Origin of the sequence: Gottfriedia luciferensis, assembly GCF_001712755.1 — a bacterium.
In the GTDB taxonomy this organism is placed as follows: domain Bacteria; phylum Bacillota; class Bacilli; order Bacillales; family Bacillaceae_G; genus Gottfriedia; species Gottfriedia luciferensis_B.
Genome location: NZ_MDKC01000013.1, coordinates 136,136 through 154,530 on the forward strand (window position 1 = coordinate 136,136; position 18,395 = coordinate 154,530).

Annotated in this window: 20 protein-coding genes; 12 read left to right on the plus strand and 8 right to left on the minus strand. The window is 33.4% G+C overall.

Annotation, left to right across the window (positions count from 1 at the left end; translation table 11 throughout):
• Positions 1–61: 61 nt before the first annotated feature.
• Together BED47_RS10910 and BED47_RS10915 are read left to right on the plus strand one after the other, a co-directional pair.
• Positions 62–1,045 (plus strand): YeiH family protein, encoded by a 984-nt coding sequence (locus BED47_RS10910; protein ID WP_069033697.1) that lies wholly within the window; start codon positions 62–64, stop codon positions 1,043–1,045.
• A 77-nt stretch (positions 1,046–1,122) separates the two neighbouring features.
• Positions 1,123–1,791: a uracil-DNA glycosylase gene (locus BED47_RS10915; protein ID WP_025569108.1), complete on the plus strand. Its 669-nt coding sequence runs from the start codon at positions 1,123–1,125 to the stop codon at positions 1,789–1,791.
• Between the two features lie 54 nt (positions 1,792–1,845).
• On the opposite strand, the gene BED47_RS10920 is transcribed toward BED47_RS10915, so the two are convergent.
• Positions 1,846–2,658: a Cof-type HAD-IIB family hydrolase gene (locus tag BED47_RS10920; RefSeq protein ID WP_025569109.1), complete on the minus strand. Its 813-nt coding sequence runs from the start codon at positions 2,656–2,658 to the stop codon at positions 1,846–1,848.
• A 136-nt stretch (positions 2,659–2,794) separates the two neighbouring features.
• On the opposite strand from BED47_RS10920, the gene BED47_RS10925 reads away from it, so the two are divergent.
• On the plus strand, positions 2,795–3,085 hold the full coding sequence (locus BED47_RS10925; RefSeq protein WP_254664593.1) for a YwdI family protein: 291 nt from the start codon (positions 2,795–2,797) through the stop codon (positions 3,083–3,085).
• An 18-nt stretch (positions 3,086–3,103) separates the two neighbouring features.
• Positions 3,104–3,469, plus strand: coding sequence for a DUF423 domain-containing protein (locus tag BED47_RS10930; RefSeq protein WP_025569111.1), 366 nt, complete (start codon positions 3,104–3,106; stop codon positions 3,467–3,469).
• Positions 3,470–3,520: 51 nt separating this feature from the next.
• On the opposite strand, the gene gerQ is transcribed toward BED47_RS10930, so the two are convergent.
• From gerQ to hemQ, 3 genes are all read right to left on the minus strand, one after another.
• Entirely contained in the window at positions 3,521–3,907 is a 387-nt protein-coding gene (gene gerQ, locus BED47_RS24575) for a spore coat protein GerQ (protein WP_025569112.1), read from the minus strand.
• 28 nt (positions 3,908–3,935) lie between these two features.
• On the minus strand, positions 3,936–4,364 hold the full coding sequence (locus BED47_RS10940; RefSeq protein ID WP_025569113.1) for a cell wall hydrolase: 429 nt from the start codon (positions 4,362–4,364) through the stop codon (positions 3,936–3,938).
• Between the two features lie 221 nt (positions 4,365–4,585).
• Positions 4,586–5,332, minus strand: coding sequence for a hydrogen peroxide-dependent heme synthase (hemQ, locus tag BED47_RS10945; protein WP_025569114.1), 747 nt, complete (start codon positions 5,330–5,332; stop codon positions 4,586–4,588).
• A gap of 235 nt (positions 5,333–5,567) precedes the next feature.
• Here hemQ and pta point away from each other — a divergent pair, with 235 nt between their 5' ends.
• On the plus strand, positions 5,568–6,539 hold the full coding sequence (pta, locus tag BED47_RS10950; RefSeq protein WP_025569115.1) for a phosphate acetyltransferase: 972 nt from the start codon (positions 5,568–5,570) through the stop codon (positions 6,537–6,539).
• 410 nt (positions 6,540–6,949) lie between these two features.
• On the opposite strand, the gene BED47_RS10955 is transcribed toward pta, so the two are convergent.
• Together BED47_RS10955 and BED47_RS10960 are read right to left on the minus strand one after the other, a co-directional pair.
• Positions 6,950–7,795, minus strand: a complete 846-nt coding sequence (locus BED47_RS10955) for a lipoate--protein ligase family protein (RefSeq protein WP_069033698.1) — start codon at positions 7,793–7,795, stop codon at positions 6,950–6,952.
• A 359-nt stretch (positions 7,796–8,154) separates the two neighbouring features.
• Positions 8,155–9,000: an RsfA family transcriptional regulator gene (locus BED47_RS10960; protein ID WP_069033832.1), complete on the minus strand. Its 846-nt coding sequence runs from the start codon at positions 8,998–9,000 to the stop codon at positions 8,155–8,157.
• Positions 9,001–9,219: 219 nt separating this feature from the next.
• On the opposite strand from BED47_RS10960, the gene BED47_RS10965 reads away from it, so the two are divergent.
• Both BED47_RS10965 and BED47_RS10970 read left to right on the plus strand, forming a co-directional pair.
• Entirely contained in the window at positions 9,220–9,447 is a 228-nt protein-coding gene (locus tag BED47_RS10965) for a DUF1450 domain-containing protein (protein ID WP_025671004.1), read from the plus strand.
• A gap of 121 nt (positions 9,448–9,568) precedes the next feature.
• Positions 9,569–10,882 (plus strand): HD domain-containing protein, encoded by a 1,314-nt coding sequence (locus BED47_RS10970; protein WP_069033699.1) that lies wholly within the window; start codon positions 9,569–9,571, stop codon positions 10,880–10,882.
• A gap of 50 nt (positions 10,883–10,932) precedes the next feature.
• On the opposite strand, the gene BED47_RS10975 is transcribed toward BED47_RS10970, so the two are convergent.
• Positions 10,933–11,118 carry a 2-hydroxymuconate tautomerase gene (locus tag BED47_RS10975; protein WP_025671006.1) on the minus strand — a complete coding sequence of 62 codons (186 nt, stop codon included), beginning with the start codon at positions 11,116–11,118 and terminating at the stop codon, positions 10,933–10,935.
• A 163-nt stretch (positions 11,119–11,281) separates the two neighbouring features.
• Here BED47_RS10975 and BED47_RS10980 point away from each other — a divergent pair, with 163 nt between their 5' ends.
• Both BED47_RS10980 and BED47_RS10985 read left to right on the plus strand, forming a co-directional pair.
• A complete protein-coding gene (locus BED47_RS10980) occupies positions 11,282–11,950 on the plus strand; it encodes a site-2 protease family protein (RefSeq protein WP_069033700.1) in 669 nt (222 codons plus the stop codon).
• A gap of 10 nt (positions 11,951–11,960) precedes the next feature.
• Complete coding sequence (locus BED47_RS10985) at positions 11,961–12,473, plus strand: YwhD family protein (protein ID WP_069033701.1); 513 nt, start codon at positions 11,961–11,963, stop codon at positions 12,471–12,473.
• Positions 12,474–12,628: 155 nt separating this feature from the next.
• Here BED47_RS10985 and BED47_RS10990 read toward each other — a convergent pair whose 3' ends face one another.
• Positions 12,629–14,647, minus strand: coding sequence for a transglycosylase domain-containing protein (locus tag BED47_RS10990; protein WP_069033702.1), 2,019 nt, complete (start codon positions 14,645–14,647; stop codon positions 12,629–12,631).
• A 313-nt stretch (positions 14,648–14,960) separates the two neighbouring features.
• Here BED47_RS10990 and speE point away from each other — a divergent pair, with 313 nt between their 5' ends.
• The 3 genes from speE to BED47_RS11005 all read left to right on the plus strand — a co-directional run bounded on the left by speE (position 14,961) and on the right by BED47_RS11005 (position 17,985).
• Positions 14,961–15,788, plus strand: coding sequence for a spermidine synthase (gene speE / locus BED47_RS10995; RefSeq protein ID WP_025671010.1), 828 nt, complete (start codon positions 14,961–14,963; stop codon positions 15,786–15,788).
• 12 nt (positions 15,789–15,800) lie between these two features.
• Positions 15,801–16,673 (plus strand): agmatinase, encoded by an 873-nt coding sequence (gene speB / locus BED47_RS11000; RefSeq protein WP_069033703.1) that lies wholly within the window; start codon positions 15,801–15,803, stop codon positions 16,671–16,673.
• 190 nt (positions 16,674–16,863) lie between these two features.
• The gene (locus tag BED47_RS11005) at positions 16,864–17,985 is read left to right on the plus strand and encodes a PepSY-associated TM helix domain-containing protein (protein WP_069033704.1); all 1,122 of its coding nucleotides are present in this window, start codon (positions 16,864–16,866) and stop codon (positions 17,983–17,985) included.
• The last annotated feature ends 410 nt before the right edge of the window (positions 17,986–18,395 follow it).

Below are 18,395 nucleotides of genomic sequence, written 5' to 3' on the forward strand. Positions count from 1 at the left end.
TTTTTTCGTTACATAATATTTAAAGATAGAATAATATTTTAATGAAAGCTTGGAGAATAAAATGGGGAGTATTTATAAAGCTATTCCGGGGGTAGTTCTTTGCCTTATTATTGCACTTACTAGTGAAACACTTTCTTATCTATTGCCTGTTGGAGCAGCTACATTTTCAATAATAATTGGATTGATTGTCGGTAATACAGTACACTTAAAGTCTTATTTTGAAGGTGGTAGAAAGTTTGCTGAAAGTAAATTATTAGAGGTCTCAATATTTTTATTAGGGGCAACGATCAGCATTCAAATGATTAGCTTACTAGGATTAAAAGGAATTTTGTTAATCGTGACACAAATGTGTTTAGTCATCATTTTTACGATTTGGTTTGGTGAAAAATTAGGTTTTGGTTTAAATTTTAGCTATCTAATGGCAAGTGGAAATGCAGTTTGCGGTTCATCAGCAATTGGCGCAACAGCCCCAGCTATACAAGCCACGCAAGAAGAAAAGGGACTGGCTGTCACACTTGTAAATATGATGGGAACAGTCTTAATGTTTATTCTGCCTTTAATAGCATCTGTATTATATCACTCAGAAACATTGCCTACCTCCGCACTAATCGGAAGTACATTACAATCAGTGGGACAAGTAGTTGCGAGTGGTAGTTTAGTGAATGATGAAGTAAAGAATTATGCCACTTTATTTAAACTGATTCGAGTAGTTTTTTTAGTTTTTGTAGTTTTTAGCCTATCTACTATAAAAAGAAGGCACATAGCAGAGGAATCTATTGAAAAAGTAAAAATTCAATTTCCTTGGTATGTAATTGGATTTGTGATCCTTTGTGTTTTTTATAGTTTAGGATTACTACCGAGTTGGGCTGCGAATTTTTCAAATAAGACTAGTCACTTATTTGAAATTATTGCACTCGCTGCAATAGGTTTAAATGTAAATTTAAAAATGATCATTAAACAAGGGAAGTCACTTTCACTTTATGCATTAAGCATTGTAGGTTTTCAAATCATCATCGCAATTTTGCTTATTCAAGTAATCTATTAATAATCGTGAAACAACGACAAGAAACAACAAATCATATCTATTTCTCGGGAAATTTCGTCAGGAAAGGTGGTATTTCATTGCTTCAACTATCATCAAATTGGAGAGAAAAATTAAAACTAGAATTTGAAAAATCGTATTTTAAAGATTTATTGCAATTTCTTGAAAAAGAATACAAGGAACAAACAATATACCCTGCCAAAGAGCATTTATTTCAGGCTTTAAACGAGTGTTCATACGAAGATTGTAAAGTAGTGATTATTGGACAAGATCCTTATCATCAGCCAGGTCAAGCGCATGGGTTAAGTTTTTCTGTATTACCGGGAGTGAAAATACCGCCTTCTTTAAGAAATATTTATAAGGAATTAAATAGCGATTTAGGGATAGAAATACCAACGAGCGGTTACTTAATTAAGTGGGCGAAGCAGGGGATTTTATTATTAAATACTGTTTTAACTGTTCGTGAAGGGGAACCAAATTCGCATAAAAATAAAGGATGGGAACTATTTACTAATACAATCTTATCCGAGTTAAATAAGCAAGATCGTCCAATTATTTTTGTTCTATGGGGTAAACATGCTCAAGCTAAAGAAGAATTGATTACGAGTAACCACCATGTAATATTAAAATCACATCATCCAAGTCCATTGTCAGCTAGTAGAGGATTCTTTGGAAGTAAACCATTTTCACAAATTAACCAAAAACTAGTAGAACTTCAACTAGAACCGATTGACTGGACAGTAGAGTAGTCTATAAATGAGATTTAAAGAAGGGTTGTTGTGATCAACCCTTTCTTGTATTTATTACTTATTACTTAATATAAACTTTTCAACAACTTTAGCGACGCCATCTTCGTTATTTGTAGCAGTGACATAATCTGCTTGTTGCTTTATTTCTTCAGGAGCATTTCCCATCGCAACGCCTAGTCCCGCAAACTTAATCATCGGTAGGTCATTATATCCATCTCCTACTGCGATTACTTCGTCCTGTCGAATTCCTAAAATTTGAATTAAGTGATTTAGACTTTTACCTTTATCTACTTCACTGTTCGTTAATTCTAAAAAGAATGGCTTTGAGCGCATGACACTAATTTTACCTTCAAGCTCTTTTTGAAGTATTTTTTCAACTTGAGCTAATTTTTCTGGATCCTCCAACATTAAGAGTTTTACAACATCATTTTGCACATGCTCGGTAAAGCTGCTTACTTCTTTAATAGGCATGCCTGTGAGCTGGCCTTCAATATCAGTATATTGATTCCCTTTTTCTGTAATAATATCATTTTCAACATATGTATGAACGAAGACGTTATGTTTCTTACTAAGCTCATAAAGTTCATGTGCTTGCTCTTTTGTTAGTGTACATTCATAAACATTATTTTTTGTTTGATAATCAGTAATGATTCCTCCATTAAATGATAGGACATAGCTACCATAATCATGAAGTAATAGTTCCTCAGCTAACTTATGCATAGCAAAGGTTGGTCTGCCAGAAGCTAACACTACTTTTACACCCATATCTTGAGCTTTGAGTAAAGCTTCCTTCGTTTTTTGAGAAATAACATGTTGGTCCGTTAAAAGCGTGTCATCGATATCCAAAACGATCATTTTATAGTTCAAATTACAATACCTCCTAAAAATTAACTTTTTTAGTATACCACCGTTCGAATAAAATAGTGCTTAATTTGGTTGGTATTCGCTTTCAGAAAAAAGCCATAGTATAATAGGGTTTATTGGATGGTGTTAATAAAGTTTGGTGGTGATTTATCTGAATATCAGTGTAGAAAAAGTAATCCAGCAAATTGAAAATGAGTTACATAAGGCAAAAGTAAGTACACAAAAACCTGGACAGTTTCGGGAAAGAATTGCCAGTATTCGTTCTTTATGTGAGTTACTTCTTGAAGACGAGAGCGGTGTAGAGGTTCCAAAGAATATAGTAACTAGTAGTATTGTTCAATCAATACCAAGTCAGCCTATTATGTCTAGACCTTCTGTTATGCCTAAATTGGACGATTCGGAACAAAGTGGATCATTATTAGATTTTTAAGATAAAGGGGGAGAAGATGTGAAGCTATTTTTCTTACTAGGTAGTATTTTTGCATTTTTAGTAATCGCATTAGGTGCATTTGGAGCACATGGACTTGAGGGGAAAATCTCTGAAAGATCACTTCAAATTTGGCAAAAGGCTGTTCAATATCAAATGTTCCAAACTGGTGGACTATTTATTATTGCATTTTTAATTGATAAATTTGGTTCAACGACACAATTAATGTGGGCGGGATGGTTATCTGTAATAGGGATCATCTTATTCTCAGGTAGCTTGTACATATTAAGTGTATCTGGAATTAAAATACTAGGTGCAATTACTCCATTAGGTGGTTTAGCATTTTTAGTAGCTTGGATATTAGTAGGAATATCAGTAATGAAATAAAAAAAGTGTTCAATAAAAGTGCAATTATTGCACTATATTGAACACTTTTTTTTAAAGTTGATAAGGTAAAGCTATTTCTTCGTCAAATGTGACGTAATCTAAGTAAATTGTTAACAATATGAAAGTTTTAGTTGTATTTACATCTCTGAGTACAATATGATCACGTCCAGCTCCCATAATATACCCTACAAATACTTGTTGTTGGTGACCAGTGAACGTCATATAAACCGTAGCAATTTTCCCACGATTGGCTCTAAGTATATTTTCTACATAGGATTGTTCAAACATACTAGCTGAGGCGGTAACTTGACCTTGTTGGGTAATCATCCCCCCTGATGGAGCTGCAAATCCTTGCCCCTGTCCTGTTTGTTGTCCTTGACCTTGGGCAGGTTGCGCCGCACGATAAAGATTTGGATAATATTCGTAAGGATTACTCAAAGAAAAAACCTCCCTTAGTTAAATCAAATTAAACACTGTAAACTTTCGGACAATCTTGAGCAGTTGGTTGATAAAAGCAATGCGACTTAAATCTCCCTGCTAGTTTTTGGTTAAACCAAGTTCCTGGGCATGAACCTGCAGGTCTGAAGAACCATAGGCCATAAGTTGCTGGCCAAAAACGCTGTCCAGCTATTACTTTTCTAGATAACTCAATATCTTGGTCTCTGGCACGTTGATAAAAGTAAGATTTTTGAACAGCTTCGAATCCACCTGGATTCTGATAAACCATATCTTTTATACTTCGAATGTCTCTAAAATCTAAGCAATCACATAAAACCCTATTAACACATACATTTCCAACCATTAACATACCTTCTACACCTTCGCCTTCAGCTTCAGCACGCATTAATCTAGCAAGCAAAGCAACCTCAGCGTCAGTATAACGAATTACAGCCATAAAAAAGCCTCCTCATCCGAATTAAATATTCTGCATGAATCCCATTGGTGATCGGAAAGCGAGGACTAATTAGTTCGTTCACTACTGTAACTATATTAAAATTGAAAGAAACATATGACATCTTTTCCAACAGGAAAATAAAAAAACTTCTCAAAAAAGAGAAGTCTTTTAATTTATATACTATGATTTTTTGTATTAAGTGGATACCCTTAAGTATTCAATTAAACGTAAAGATATTTTGAGAATGCATCTTCTTTTAGGATTGTTCCAACAAAGAATGAACCAAATACTCCGTAACGAGCACTTACTTCATCAAAACGCATTTCATAAATTAATTTTTTGAATTGAAGTACGTCTTCTGCGAATAAAGTAACGCCCCATTCATAATCATCAAATCCTACAGAACCAGTAATAATTTGTTTAACTTTACCAGCGTAACCACGACCAATTTTTCCGTGGCTGTACATCATTTCTTTACGAGCAGCTGAAGGAAGCATATACCAATTATCTTCGCCTTCACGCTTTTTATCCATTGGATAGAAGCATACGTATTGAGATTTTGGTAAAGCAGGGTAAAGTCTAGCGCGAACATGCGGATTTTGATATGGATCGCCATCTTCTTCGCTTAAGTAATTACTTAATTCAACTACAGAAACGTATGAATAAGTTGGAATCATATACTGAGATAATGTAGTTTTATTAATTTCTGTTTCAATATGTAATAACTCATCCATTGTAGGTCTTAAAACCATAAACATAATGTCTGCTTTTTGACCTAAAATATTGTAAATAGCATGGCTACCTTCACCAGAATCAGCAACTTGATTCCATTTTGAGAAAACTTGTTGGAACTCTGTAATCGCCAGTTGACGCTCATCACTACTTAATTGTTTAAAAGCATGCCAATCCATACTTCTAAAATCATGTAAACAATACCAGCCATCTAAAGTTTTTGCAGCTTCACTCATTTTAAATCCCCCAAACGTTATCGTATTGATTTTCATTTATATAGCATACTACAAATAAAAGTATTTTGTAAAAACATACAAAATTATACAATATCCAAATTTAGTTAGAAAATTAGGAATTAATTTACTTTAAATGATAGCGCTTTATTAAATATATTATATTTTTCATTACTCTAAAAAGGTTTTATTCTAATTATGTACAAATAAAATAATTTTAAAGATTTTGGAGGCAATTATGAGCAACTTATTTGAAAGCATTAAACAAAAAGTATCAGGTAAAGGTATTTCAATCGTTTTACCAGAAGGTACAGATGAGAGAATTTTAACAGCTGCTGACAGACTTGCGAAAGAAGATGTATTAAAACCGATTTTAATAGGTAACGTAGAAAACGTAAAAGAAAAAGCAAATAGCTTAGGTTTAGAACTTCAAGGAGTAGAAATTTTAGACCCATCTACTTATGGAGAAATGGAGCAACTAGTTGCATCATTTGTTGAACGCCGTAAAGGAAAAGCAACTGAAGAGCAAGCTCGTAAAGCATTATTAGATCCAAACTACTTTGGAACAATGTTAGTATATGCAAACAAAGCTCAAGGATTAGTTAGTGGTGCTACACATTCAACTGCAGATACAGTACGACCAGCGCTTCAAATCATTAAAACAAAACCAGGCGTTACAAAAACATCTGGAGTATTTATCATGGTTCGTGAGGATGAGAAATACGTATTCGCAGATTGCGCGATTAATATTGCTCCAAATAGCCAAGATTTAGCTGAAATTGCTATTGAAAGTGCAAAAACAGCTAAACTATTTGACATTGAACCTAAAATCGCAATGTTAAGCTTTTCAACTAAAGGATCTGCAAAATCGCCTGAAACTGAAAAGGTTGCAGAAGCAGTTAAAATTGCAAAAGAGCTTGCGCCTGAATTAACTTTAGATGGCGAGTTCCAATTTGATGCAGCATTTGTACCATCTGTTGCAAAAAGCAAAGCTCCTGATTCAGTTATTCAAGGTGATGCGAATACATTCGTATTCCCAAGCTTAGAAGCAGGTAACATTGGTTACAAAATTGCTCAACGTTTAGGTAACTTTGAAGCAATCGGACCAATCCTACAAGGCTTAAATATGCCTGTTAATGACTTATCTCGTGGTTGTAACAGTGAAGACGTTTATAAATTATCAATCATCACAGCTGCTCAAGCACTATAATTAGGGCAGATTAAGTAAAAAGAGTGCTCTTAAGTCAATGAACTTATGAGCACTCTTTTTTATGGAACACCTTGAGAAATTGGTTTACTTATTGATGCAACCTGATTTTAACAAAAAACCAAAAGGAATATTCAGTGATGGATAATCCTTTTTTATTAAGAAGTTGATTGGAACGAAAGGGTGCACGACTCCTATGGGATTAGCGGGAAGGCTAAAGACCCCACAGGCTGGCCGAGGAGGCTAAAGAATCTCGCCCCATGGAAAGCGAGCAAACTGTAGTGGAAATCATACCACACAACTTATTTATCAGTGATAAAATTAATTGACAAAGTCCTTTTTCAGCAGCATGAACCAAAAGGAAGATTCAATTCCCTTTTGGTTTTTCATTTTAAAGAGTTCTTTTGTTCTTATCAGTCTTGCATAGAACTTATATCCGAATTACGATCAATCATTCGTTGCAAATGATAATTATATAATTCTATTTCATCATCAAGTAAGGAGTTAGGTGTTAATTTTGGAGTTAATTTAATTAATGATTGAAGTAGTCTTGTCATTACATCCGTCACTGTTAGATTTAATGATAGTAGTTCGGAAAGAGATGCCATTGTATCAGATATAATTGTAGGATATTTAAATGAAGTTTCTTTGTGATCAATCGCAATTTCATAAAAATCTTTAATAATAGAAGCACGTTTTGAACCACTTTCGTTAATGCATAAATAAATTTGAACAGCAACCCCTTTACGTATCCTACGTTGAGAGATACCCGCAAATTTCTTGTCATCAATACTTAAATCAAAATCTCCTGGACAATATGATCCTACTATTTCTTTTGCCACTATTTTATCTGTTAAATCCTTAAACATATCTTGAATTAGTGCATACATCGTTTCATAACCATCATTAATTTGCAGTTTATGTTCAGCCTCTGGAAAGAGGATCGATATATTTAGAACACCTTCATCTAAAACAACAGCTAGCCCACCTGAATTTCGTACGATTGCTTTGTATCCATGGTCATTAAGAAATTTAACCCCATTTGTTAGATTCGGTAGTCTAGTATCTTGTATTCCTAGAACTATTGTGTTGTGGTGTACCCAAGTTCGAATTGTTGTAGGAGACTCCATTTTCCCAATTTTTGTACATAATGTGTCATCTAGTGCAAAAGATTGGATCGCCTCAAAGGATGGCCCTAAAGTAGAGCCGTCTATAAAACGTATTTCATCTGTTTGTAACCGATTCAAATGTTGATTCATTAAATAAGCCCCTTGCGTTTTGCGTTTGTTTTCCTATTTTAGCATGATTTTAAACTAAATAAAAAAACTTCATATTCAGGAGATTTCATTATTTAAAGTAAATACGCAGATATATTATTCCAGAAAACAAGTACATATAAATCTATCCCAGCTGTAAAAAATAATCGTGTATATGAAATGCTTGGCAATGGCGCTTCGTTCAGTGAACCAGTTACACTTGAAAAACAGCTAGCATTCTTTAAAAAATCATTTTTAGGAAATTAATAGATTGTAGCGGGATTATCAAATTTAGTATGCATTAAAATAGAGGAACCAAATCAATATTAAGATTTAGTTCCTCTATCTTATAAATGACAATGTTATTCTGCAATTTTTTCTAAATTTCCGTTTTTATCCATTCTAAAGGATGTTGCCGCTGGTTTCTCTTCCTCTTCAAATAATACTAATTTTCTAGCACGGTTCATTATTTTCATCATTGTTTCATAGTCTTCTTGAACAGTAGTAGCATCTTTTTCAAGCTTTTCTACTTGTCTCTGTAATTGTGAATTTCGTTCCTGTAATTGCATAAGCTCTCTTTTTAGTTGATCATTTTCACGGACTAAACGATCGCTACCAATCTGACTGCTTGAGAGACCTTGTAAGAACTGGATGACATCAAACATTGTAATTGAACTTTTTCTTGTATTCATTGGTGGTGCTGGTGGTGGAGTCTGTGATTGATACTGATTTTGAACGGAAGGTATACTTGAAAATATCTCAGTCGTTGGTTCCTCGTTATGCGTTACTTCTACGCTTGCATCATTTTCATTATCAGTTTCCACAAAGGATGCAAATTCTTGATCGAGTTCAACACCATACTCTAAATCTTGTTCATCATTTAAATAACGATCAAAATTACTAGATACATCTGTTTGTATATAACTAGATTCAGAAGGTGTATATAATAATTTTTTCTTAGCATCTTCACCTTTAGCGTGTCGAAGCTTTTCTTTACGGAATTTCTTTGCTAATTGAAGTGCTTTTTCATAATTATAGCGAACAACGGCATTCCAACGAAAACCACATGCGGCCGAAGTGCGTTCTAAAACATCGCCTACTTCTTCAAAGGCATTTAATTGGGTACTACCTTCTCGTACATGACGTAAAACGGTTTCCGCTAAAAGTAAATCATTTTCTTCAGTCCAAGCATCCTGTCTTAATTTCATCATAGGAATTTCCCCTCAACTTTCTTTTATTCAATTAATCGATTTAATAACTAGCTGATTAATAGAAGTTTGGACAAAAAAATAGAAAACTATACAAAAAGTAGAAAATAGTAGAATACTATTTGGAGTGATTTAATTGGAAAACTTGCATGTCCTTTTTGGAACGAGTAAAATTACTGCTGAGTATGTTCAATTTAGAACAGAAAGGATTGTAAAAAAATGTCAAATGAATTTAGAATATGTGATGACTGCCAGGCGACAAATATTAAAACATTAGTCCCTCGCTTAAAAAGAATAGATGATGAAGCAGAGATTAAAATTGGTTGTCAATCTTACTGTGGGCCAGGACGTAAAAAATCATTTTGTTTCGTAAACAATCGTCCCTTATCTGCACCAAACGAAGATGATCTACTTGTAAAGATAAAGTCAAAACTAGGTAAGAATTAAACGCTCCTTCATCTTTAGGAGCGTTTTTTTGATATAATAGTAAAGATAGAAGAGTCCTGTTCAGAAAGTAAACCCATTAGCATATAAAGAATTAGTATACATATTGAAAGGGGGCCAAGATATGTCATATCGTTTCCAAAAGCTTTATGAGGAAAAAGTATTTAAAGATCCTGTACATCGTTATATTCACGTAAGAGATCAAGTTATTTGGGATTTAATAGGTACGAAAGAATTTCAGAGACTACGCAGAATTAAACAGCTGGGTACTACATATCTGACGTTTCATGGAGCTGAGCATAGTCGATTTACTCACTCGCTTGGCGTTTATGAAATTATAAGACGTATGGTAGATGATGTTTTTTCTGGTCGTCCTGAATGGAATGATGATGATCGCTTATTAGCTCTTTGTGCTGGATTATTACATGATGTTGGTCATGGTCCTTTTTCGCATACATTTGAGAAGATATTTAATTTAGATCATGAAGAATTAACGAGAGAAATTATAGAGGGTTCAACAGAAATTAATGAAATCCTAAGAAAAGTTGGGGATGACTTTCCTAAGAAAGTATCAGAAGTGATTGAGAAAACATCGGTGAATAAGTTAGTTACAAGTATGATTTCAAGCCAAATCGATGCAGATCGAATGGATTATCTCCTTAGAGATGCTTACTACACTGGCGTAAGTTACGGCAATTTTGATATGGAACGAATTTTGAGAATTATGCGTCCTCGACCTGATGGTGTCGTTATTAAACAATCAGGTATGCATGCTGTTGAGCACTACTTAATTAGTCGATTCCAGATGTACTGGCAAGTTTATTTTCATCCAGTGTCTAGGAGCGCGGAAGCCATTTTACAAAAAATATTACAAAGGGCTAAATATTTGCATGAAACAGGTTACCATTTTAATTATGTACCAGTGCATTTTGGTCATTTATTTGAGGGAAAAGTTGATTTAGATGAATATATCAAATTAGATGAATCAGTTCTTTTGTATTATTTCCAAGTATGGAAGGAGGAATCTGACCAAATCTTGAGTGATCTATGTCAACGGTTCTTAAATAGGAAATTATTTCAATATGTAGACTTTGATACACAAAAACATACTGAAAAGTTTGCTGAATTAAAAGAGTTATTTTTAGAAATAGAGATAGACCCGGAATACTATTTAGTCATCGATACAATTTCTGACGAAGCTTATGATTATTTTAGATATGGTGAAGAAGGTGGAAAGAAGCCGATTTTACTATTGCAAACGAACGGTGATTTGAAAGAAATTTCGCGTAAATCAGAGCTAGTAGATGGAATAACTGGTAAAAAGTTATTCGATTCTAAGTTATATTTTCCTCATGATTTAATTTATAATAATCCTGATGAAAAGAAAAAGAAAGTAATCGAAATGATTGAAGAAATAGCAGGGGCTAAAAGAAGATAAAAACAGTAAACGGAAGTTATTCCGTTTACTGTTGATGTATGTAAGGAATTCTATTCGTCACTAAGGCGTTTACCTGCAACTGCATAATGGTTTTTTGTCATTTCTTCAATGAAAACAACAATCTTTTCAGTTGGAGCACCTGTTGTTTCACTTACAGCATCAGTAACTTTTTCAACTAATGCTTTCTTTTGTTCTTCAGTGCGACCTTCGAGCATTTTTACTGTAACGTATGGCATATTATGACCTCCTTCGTTTTATCATTTTTATTATAACTCAGGAAGTCAGAATAATAACGATTAAATCGATTAACATTGAAGAAATCATAAAGAATAAATTAAACTATTAATAAATTAACCGTTAAATTATATAAAAAGCAATTTTTCTCGAAAGGAGCAAAGAATGGGATCATTTTTTCAATATCCATTAAAAGATATACCATTAATATTATTAGTTGTTGCAATTTCGTTATCAGTTCACGAATTCGCGCACGCTTATGTAGCTTATAAATTTGGAGATGACACGGCAAAAAGACAAGGCAGATTAACGCTTTCTCCATTTAGACATTTAGATATTTTCGGTACAATTGCGATAATTATTTTAGGCTTTGGTTGGGCAAGACCAGTTCCTGTAAATCGCCATAACTTTAAACATCCGAGATTAGCAGGAATCTTAACCACTGCAGCGGGGCCGATTAGTAATCTAATTCTGGCGACGCTAGGTTTAATCGCTTATTCACTATTATATAAGTACGGATTTTTTCATTCTTTCCCACAAGCACTATCACTTACTTTAGATTCTTTTTTTAATATTTTCATTCAAATGAATATAGTATTATTTGTATTTAACTTAATTCCTCTTCCACCACTAGATGGATATCGAATTTTAGAGGATTTAGCTCCTAATGATCTTCGTGCAAAAATGTCACAATATGAGCAATATGGAGCATTTGTATTTTTAGTTTTAGTATTAACTCCATTAGATAACTATACAATTCAACCAATTTTCCAGGTTGCTATACCTTCAGTTTTCCACTGGATTAATTCAATCGTTACACCATTAATTTTTTAGGAGGGGCACAATGTCTGATCAACCAAAAAAGAAATCACTAGGTTTTAATATATTAAAAAATGATTCAACAAGTGGGCATGGCGGATTTGGTGTTGGAGCAATTAGTTTAGAAAATATTTCTCCAGTCTTTATTGATATACAAGAGAATGATGTTTTTGTAGATATCGGTGCAATGCACGCAAGAAGTTCAGTTGAAAAGGGGATCAAGTTTTTAACGAATGAGGATGAAGTTCCTAATGGAAAACCTTATTGGTTAGTATGGGTCGCAACTGAGCGAACTGAAAACGGTCCTTATTATGCTGGGGTAACAGGTTGCTACATGACTGTTGATCGCGAAGCTAGAAGGGGATATAAGCTTCTTCCTGACCATGTAAATAAAATGGATAGAGCGATGAAACGTAAAATAATTGTTGAACAGATGGATGAAAAGTCTCGTAAATTATTAGCCAATTTCTTAAAATCGCACAATGAAGAGATGTGGAATAATTCATCTGAACAATTAAAAACTGAACTTTTAGGATAGTATACTTTTTCTGGTAAATTATATAAAAAATTTGAAGAAATCGTCGAATAATCTTTTTACATTTAAGACTAAATAAAGTAAACTAATAATAGCTTGGACAAAGCTAGGACTAGGACAAACAAAAGACCTTACCAATTTGGTGAGGTCTTTTGTTTTTAAAGTAAATATTGTGAATACCAAGGCTTACTGTCTTTATTTTCCTTTTTATGTTTTTGGTTTATTTTTTTATTCATACAAGGCTTTGTTGGTTGTGTCCCTTTACGAAAATAAAGTGAAACCTTATCGCCGCAGCCTTCCTTAAACAAAAGACCAGTCTTTTCATCTACAGCAACTTTAACTAGGTCATTAGGTAGTTTAGTGTCTATATTTTTATCCAATAAATTTGTCATAACTGATGCCCATACCTTCTTCGACAGTGAACTTTCCTCTACGGTTAAATTTTTTGAATGATCATAACCTACCCATACTCCAACAATAAGATTTGAATGGAATCCAATCATCCAGCTGTCCGTTTTTGTAGTGCCAGTTTTACCATAATAATCTTTTGATAGTTCAGGAATAATACTAGTACCTGTTACTGGCAAGTAGCTTGAAAAACTTGTATTGAACATGCCATTCATTAGTTGTTTAAGAATAATGGTTTGATCTTTATCTAATCTTTGTTTTTCATCAAACTTTTCTTTATAGAGCGTCTTTCCGGTTTGAGTTTTAATCTCTTTTACGAAATGAGGAATAACTTCTTTACCATTATTTGCAATTAAAGCATAAGCTCTTGTCATATCGAGCAATGAAGCATCTTGAGTGCCGAGTGCCATTGAAGGTAGTTTATTATTTGGTGTGTTTAAATGGAATAACTTCTGTGCTTTAATAAATTCATCAGCACCAACTGCCTGCTGGGTTTTTACAGCATATATATTGTCTGAAACAGCAATAGCTTTAGCTAGTGTAATTGAACCATGTGCGTATAGATTGCCACTATTTTTGGGACTATATGAATCTCCATTTTCAAAGTGAAATATAGTAGGCTTACTTTGAAGTCTTGTTGATGGGGTATATCCATTTTCAAGTGCACTATAATAAAGAATTGGTTTTATTGTACTTCCTACCTGCCTTTTCGATGCTATTGCTCGATTAAATAAAAACTGTCCTTTCTCACGGCCTCCAGTCATCCCTAATACTTCACCAGTTTGACTATTTAATACAACTACACTAGCCTGTAAATCAGGTTTTGGTCTAATATACTGATCAAATGCTTGATCAATGTGCTTTTGAATAGCAGGATTAAATGTTGTATAAATTTGGCTACCATTGTTATTGATTGATTGTCCAATAGAGGCTGTAATTTCTTTTTGAACGCTTTGTTGAAAATAGGACGTAAATGAAGAATTTGAATTATGTTTAATCGGTTTTAACTTAATCGTTTCATCAATTGCATTTTTAACACTTTTTGAATTGATTAATTTATTCTGTTCAAGTGCTGATAAAATTCGTTGTTGCCTTTTCTTTATAGATGAAAAATGAACATAAGGATCATATTTTGAAGGATTGGCCGGAATACTTAATAAAAATGTAGATTCACCAATTGTCAGCTCGTTCGTCTCTTTACCTAAGAAGGTATTTGCCGCAGTTTCTAGACCATAAATACCATGTCCAAAATAGATGGTGTTTAAATATGCTTCTAATATTTTATTTTTACTGTAAGCTGATTCAAGTCTCATCGTTAAATAAGCCTCTTTTAATTTACGATTAAGCGTTTTTTGTTGTGAAAGATATAAATTTTTTGCAAGTTGCTGAGTTATTGTACTTCCGCCTTGAGCGTATTGTCCCTTCGTTATATTAATTAAAATAGCAGAACCCATCCTTTTTAAGTCGAAGCCATGATGATGAAAAAAATTACGATCCTCAGAAACTAAAATACTATTGATCGCAATCGGAGGCACATCTGCAATTTTAAGTGTTTTACGATTTTGAAGTAGCTTAGTTTTACTAATCAGTTTTTGATTGTGATCATAATAACTGGAATTTGACTCAATAAATAATGAAGGTTTTGTAGACGTCATAGCAAATAAATAGACACAAGATAAAAATAGTGTACCTGAAATTGAAATAATCGTAAGCAAAATACCGACCTTTTGAAGTGTACGCCAATGGTAAGAGTAGTTGATATTATACAAAAATGTATCCTCCTCTCGATTCATTTCTCTAATTTAATACTAGTATGGTAGATTAAGAGAAATTTTATTCAAATTACTGTAGTAAAAAATATCAAATAATTTAGCTTTAAAAATCTTGCATTTCACAAAAATTACTCTATACTTTTCTTTTGTACGGCAAAAAATTGTCGTAACAACACAAATCCGATAGGAATTAGGAAGAGTGGGGATAATACGAAACATAATCGAAAGAGTGGAGGCTCCTTAGTCAGCCCCGACAAAACGATACTTATGTTTCAAACTAAATCTTGATAAAGAAGGGTAGATGCATTAAATGGAATTATGGTTTACTGAAAAACAAACAAAAAACTTTGGAATTACTGCTAAAATTAATAAAACTTTACATACAGAGCAAACTGAGTTTCAAAAGCTTGACATGGTAGAGACAGAAGAGTTCGGAAACATGCTTATTTTAGATGGTATGGTTATGACAACTCAAAAAGATGAGTTCGTTTACCACGAAATGGTTGCACATGTACCTTTATTCACACACCCAAATCCTGAAAATGTATTAGTTGTAGGTGGCGGTGACGGCGGTGTTATTCGCGAAGTATTAAAACACCCAAGCGTAAAGAAAGCAACTCTAGTTGAAATCGATGGAAAAGTAATTGAGTACTCTAAAATATACTTACCTGAAATTGCAGGAAAATTAGAAGACCCACGTGTAGAAGTAAAAGTAGACGATGGATTTATGCATATTGCAAATAGTGAAAATGTATACGATGTAATTATGGTAGACTCAACTGAACCAGTTGGTCCTGCAGTTAATTTATTTACAAAAGGCTTCTATGCTGGCATCTCTAAAGCATTAAAAGAAGATGGTATTTTTGTAGCTCAAACGGACAACCCATGGTTTACTCCTGAGTTAATTACACAAGTTCAACGTGATGTAAGAGAAATCTTCCCAATCACTCGTTTATACATTGCAAACATTCCAACATATCCAAGTGGAATGTGGACATTTACAATCGGTTCGAAAAAACATGATCCACTTGAAGTAGAAGAGAATCGTTTCTTCGATATTGAGACAAAATATTATACTAAAGAGCTACACAAAGCAGCGTTCGTATTACCAAAATTTGTAGCTGATCTTACTAAATAAGGGGGCTTTATTATGCGTTTTGATGAAGCTTATTCTGGAAATGTATTTATAAAGAGTCATCCAAGTTTTGAAGAAAGCAAAGCAGTTATTTATGGTATGCCTATGGATTGGACTGTAAGTTTCAGACCAGGCTCTCGTTTTGGTCCTGCGCGTATTCGTGAAGTATCAATTGGATTAGAGGAATATAGTCCATATCAAGATAAAGAACTAGAAGAAGTTAAGTATTTTGACGCAGGAGATATTCCATTACCATTTGGTAATGCTCAAAGAAGCCTTGATATGATTGAAGATTATATTGACGGCTTATTAGCTGAAGGCAAGTTTCCTCTAGGAATGGGTGGAGAGCATCTTGTATCATGGCCAGTAATGAAAGCTATGTACAAGAAATACCCAGATTTAGCTATTATTCACTTTGATGCTCACACTGATTTACGTGATTCATATGAAGGTGAGCCATTATCTCACTCAACGCCAATTAAAAAAGTTTGTGATTTAATTGGACCAAAAAATGTTTATTCATTTGGAATCCGTTCTGGTATGAAGGAAGAATTTGAATGGGCTAAAGAAGTTGGAATGAATTTATTCAAATTCGAAGTGCTTGAGCCATTAAAGAAAGTACTTCCAACACTTGCTGGACGTCCAGTTTATGTAACGATTGATATCGATGTATTAGATCCTGCACATGCTCCTGGAACAGGAACTCTTGAAGCAGGTGGTATTACATCAAAAGAAATGCTTGATAGCATCTTAGCAATCGCAAACAGTGATATTAACGTTGTTGGGGCAGACTTAGTAGAAGTAGCTCCAGTTTACGATCATGCAGAGCAAACTCAAGTTGCGGCAAGTAAATTTATTCGTGAAATCTTATTAGGTTGGGTAAAATAATTAGATTTGTAAAAGGCGATTTTTCGTTCATCAGGACGAGAATCGCCTTTTTATATTGAATTTGAAATTGAAACAATTGAGGCCACTTAAATAAAATTTACTAAAAAATGTAAAATCCTTATTGATAATGATAATCATTACCTTTATAATTGAGAACGATTATTATTATCAAAATATAGGAGAAGAGAAGATGAAAAAGAAAAAAGGGGTAAGAAAATTTATTTTAACTCTACATTTAGTATGCAGCTTAGTTTTTGGACTTTTTATTATTGCTGTTTGTGCAACGGGTAGTGTATTAGTGTTTGGGAACCAGATTGAACATATATTAAATCCGCAGTATTTTAAGCCTGCAAGTAGTGAAAGAAATATTGGAGTGAAAGAAGCAGAAAAGATTTTCCTTGAACATTATAAAGGTTTTCAAATTTCAAGGATGGATGTACCTTCAAAGTTAACAGATGTATATCACGCAAGTATGTCAAAAGGACATAATGAAATTGAAGCATATGTTGATCCTAGCAATGGCAAATTATTAGGCAATTTTGATAGGGAGAAATCAATCGTTTCTTTTGTTAAAGAATTACACACACATTTATTATTAGATGAAATTGGTGAAACAATTATTGGTATCGTTGCAATTGCATTTATTATCATTCTTATTACAGGTATATATTTATGGTATCCAGGTATTAAACGGATGTTTAAAAGCTTAAAAATTAAATGGAATAAAAGTCAAATGGCAAAAAATCTATCATTACATAATTTTATAGGGGTTATTACTTTACCATTTTTACTTGTAGTAGCAATAACAGGAATGCTATTTCCATTCCAAGAAAAGATTGAAGAATCTTTGAAATTGAAATTTACCTCGAATTATCCAGAGGAACTTAAATCAGTTGATAATGGTAAACAACAAATAGGGTTAGATACGATAGTTGCCCAAATTAATAAATTACACCCGGAAGGTGAGTTATACAAGTTAAGACTTCCAGCAGATAAAGAAGGTGTTATAGAAGCCCAATTAAGTGATGGCAGTTATGACCCTGAAGGTAAAGGAAATACAAGCGAATTTTTCGATCAATTTTCTGGAAAGCATTTAGGAACTTTTTCAAAAAATACTGAAACAGTCTATGATAAATTCTTTATTTGGAGAGAAAGTTTGCATAGAGGAACTTTTGGTGGTGTGTTCGTAAAAATAATTTATGCCTTAGTTGGAATAGCTCCACTCGGTTTAGGAATAACTGGGATTACAATGTGGGCATTAAAGCGAAAGAATAAAGTTAAAAAAATGAGTAAATTACAGCAAACGGCTTAAGATATAATTTTATAAGGAAGTATGATTTAACGATCTCAGTTGAATTATTTGTTAGAACTCGAAAGAAAATGCGCAAAAGACGTATTTATCTCTTTCGGGTTTTTTGTTCGGGCACAAATATTATTGTTTCAGCGTTTTGATATAAAAAATTATCACAGGCTCATGAGTAAGTAAAACCGCAAAAATCAGAAAAGTACTTACTCATAACAGGCTCATGGATAAGTAAAACAGCAAAATCAGAGAAGTACTTACTCATAACAGGCTCATGAGTAAGTAAAACAATAAAAATCAGAGAAATACTTACTCATAACAGGCTCATGAGTAAGTAAAACAGCAAAAATTAGAGAAGTACTTACTCATAACAGGCTCATGAGTAAGTAAAACAGTAAAAATCAGAGAAATACTTACTC

What these genes read in the sequence shown, in the direction of transcription:
- BED47_RS10910 (WP_069033697.1), top strand. Translation starts at nt 62, where the DNA reads ATGGGGAGTATTTATAAAGCTATTCCGGGGGTAGTTCTTTGCCTTATT.
- BED47_RS10940 (WP_025569113.1), bottom strand. Translation starts at nt 4,364, where the DNA reads ATGGCTGTAATTCGTTATACTGACGCTGAGGTTGCTTTGCTTGCTAGA.
- hemQ (WP_025569114.1), bottom strand. Translation starts at nt 5,332, where the DNA reads ATGAGTGAAGCTGCAAAAACTTTAGATGGCTGGTATTGTTTACATGAT.
- pta (WP_025569115.1), top strand. Translation starts at nt 5,568, where the DNA reads ATGAGCAACTTATTTGAAAGCATTAAACAAAAAGTATCAGGTAAAGGT.
- BED47_RS10955 (WP_069033698.1), bottom strand. Translation starts at nt 7,795, where the DNA reads ATGAATCAACATTTGAATCGGTTACAAACAGATGAAATACGTTTTATA.
- BED47_RS10960 (WP_069033832.1), bottom strand. Translation starts at nt 9,000, where the DNA reads ATGAAATTAAGACAGGATGCTTGGACTGAAGAAAATGATTTACTTTTA.
- BED47_RS10965 (WP_025671004.1), top strand. Translation starts at nt 9,220, where the DNA reads ATGTCAAATGAATTTAGAATATGTGATGACTGCCAGGCGACAAATATT.
- BED47_RS10970 (WP_069033699.1), top strand. Translation starts at nt 9,569, where the DNA reads ATGTCATATCGTTTCCAAAAGCTTTATGAGGAAAAAGTATTTAAAGAT.
- BED47_RS10975 (WP_025671006.1), bottom strand. Translation starts at nt 11,118, where the DNA reads ATGCCATACGTTACAGTAAAAATGCTCGAAGGTCGCACTGAAGAACAA.
- BED47_RS10980 (WP_069033700.1), top strand. Translation starts at nt 11,282, where the DNA reads ATGGGATCATTTTTTCAATATCCATTAAAAGATATACCATTAATATTA.
- BED47_RS10985 (WP_069033701.1), top strand. Translation starts at nt 11,961, where the DNA reads ATGTCTGATCAACCAAAAAAGAAATCACTAGGTTTTAATATATTAAAA.
- speE (WP_025671010.1), top strand. Translation starts at nt 14,961, where the DNA reads ATGGAATTATGGTTTACTGAAAAACAAACAAAAAACTTTGGAATTACT.
- speB (WP_069033703.1), top strand. Translation starts at nt 15,801, where the DNA reads ATGCGTTTTGATGAAGCTTATTCTGGAAATGTATTTATAAAGAGTCAT.
- BED47_RS11005 (WP_069033704.1), top strand. Translation starts at nt 16,864, where the DNA reads ATGAAAAAGAAAAAAGGGGTAAGAAAATTTATTTTAACTCTACATTTA.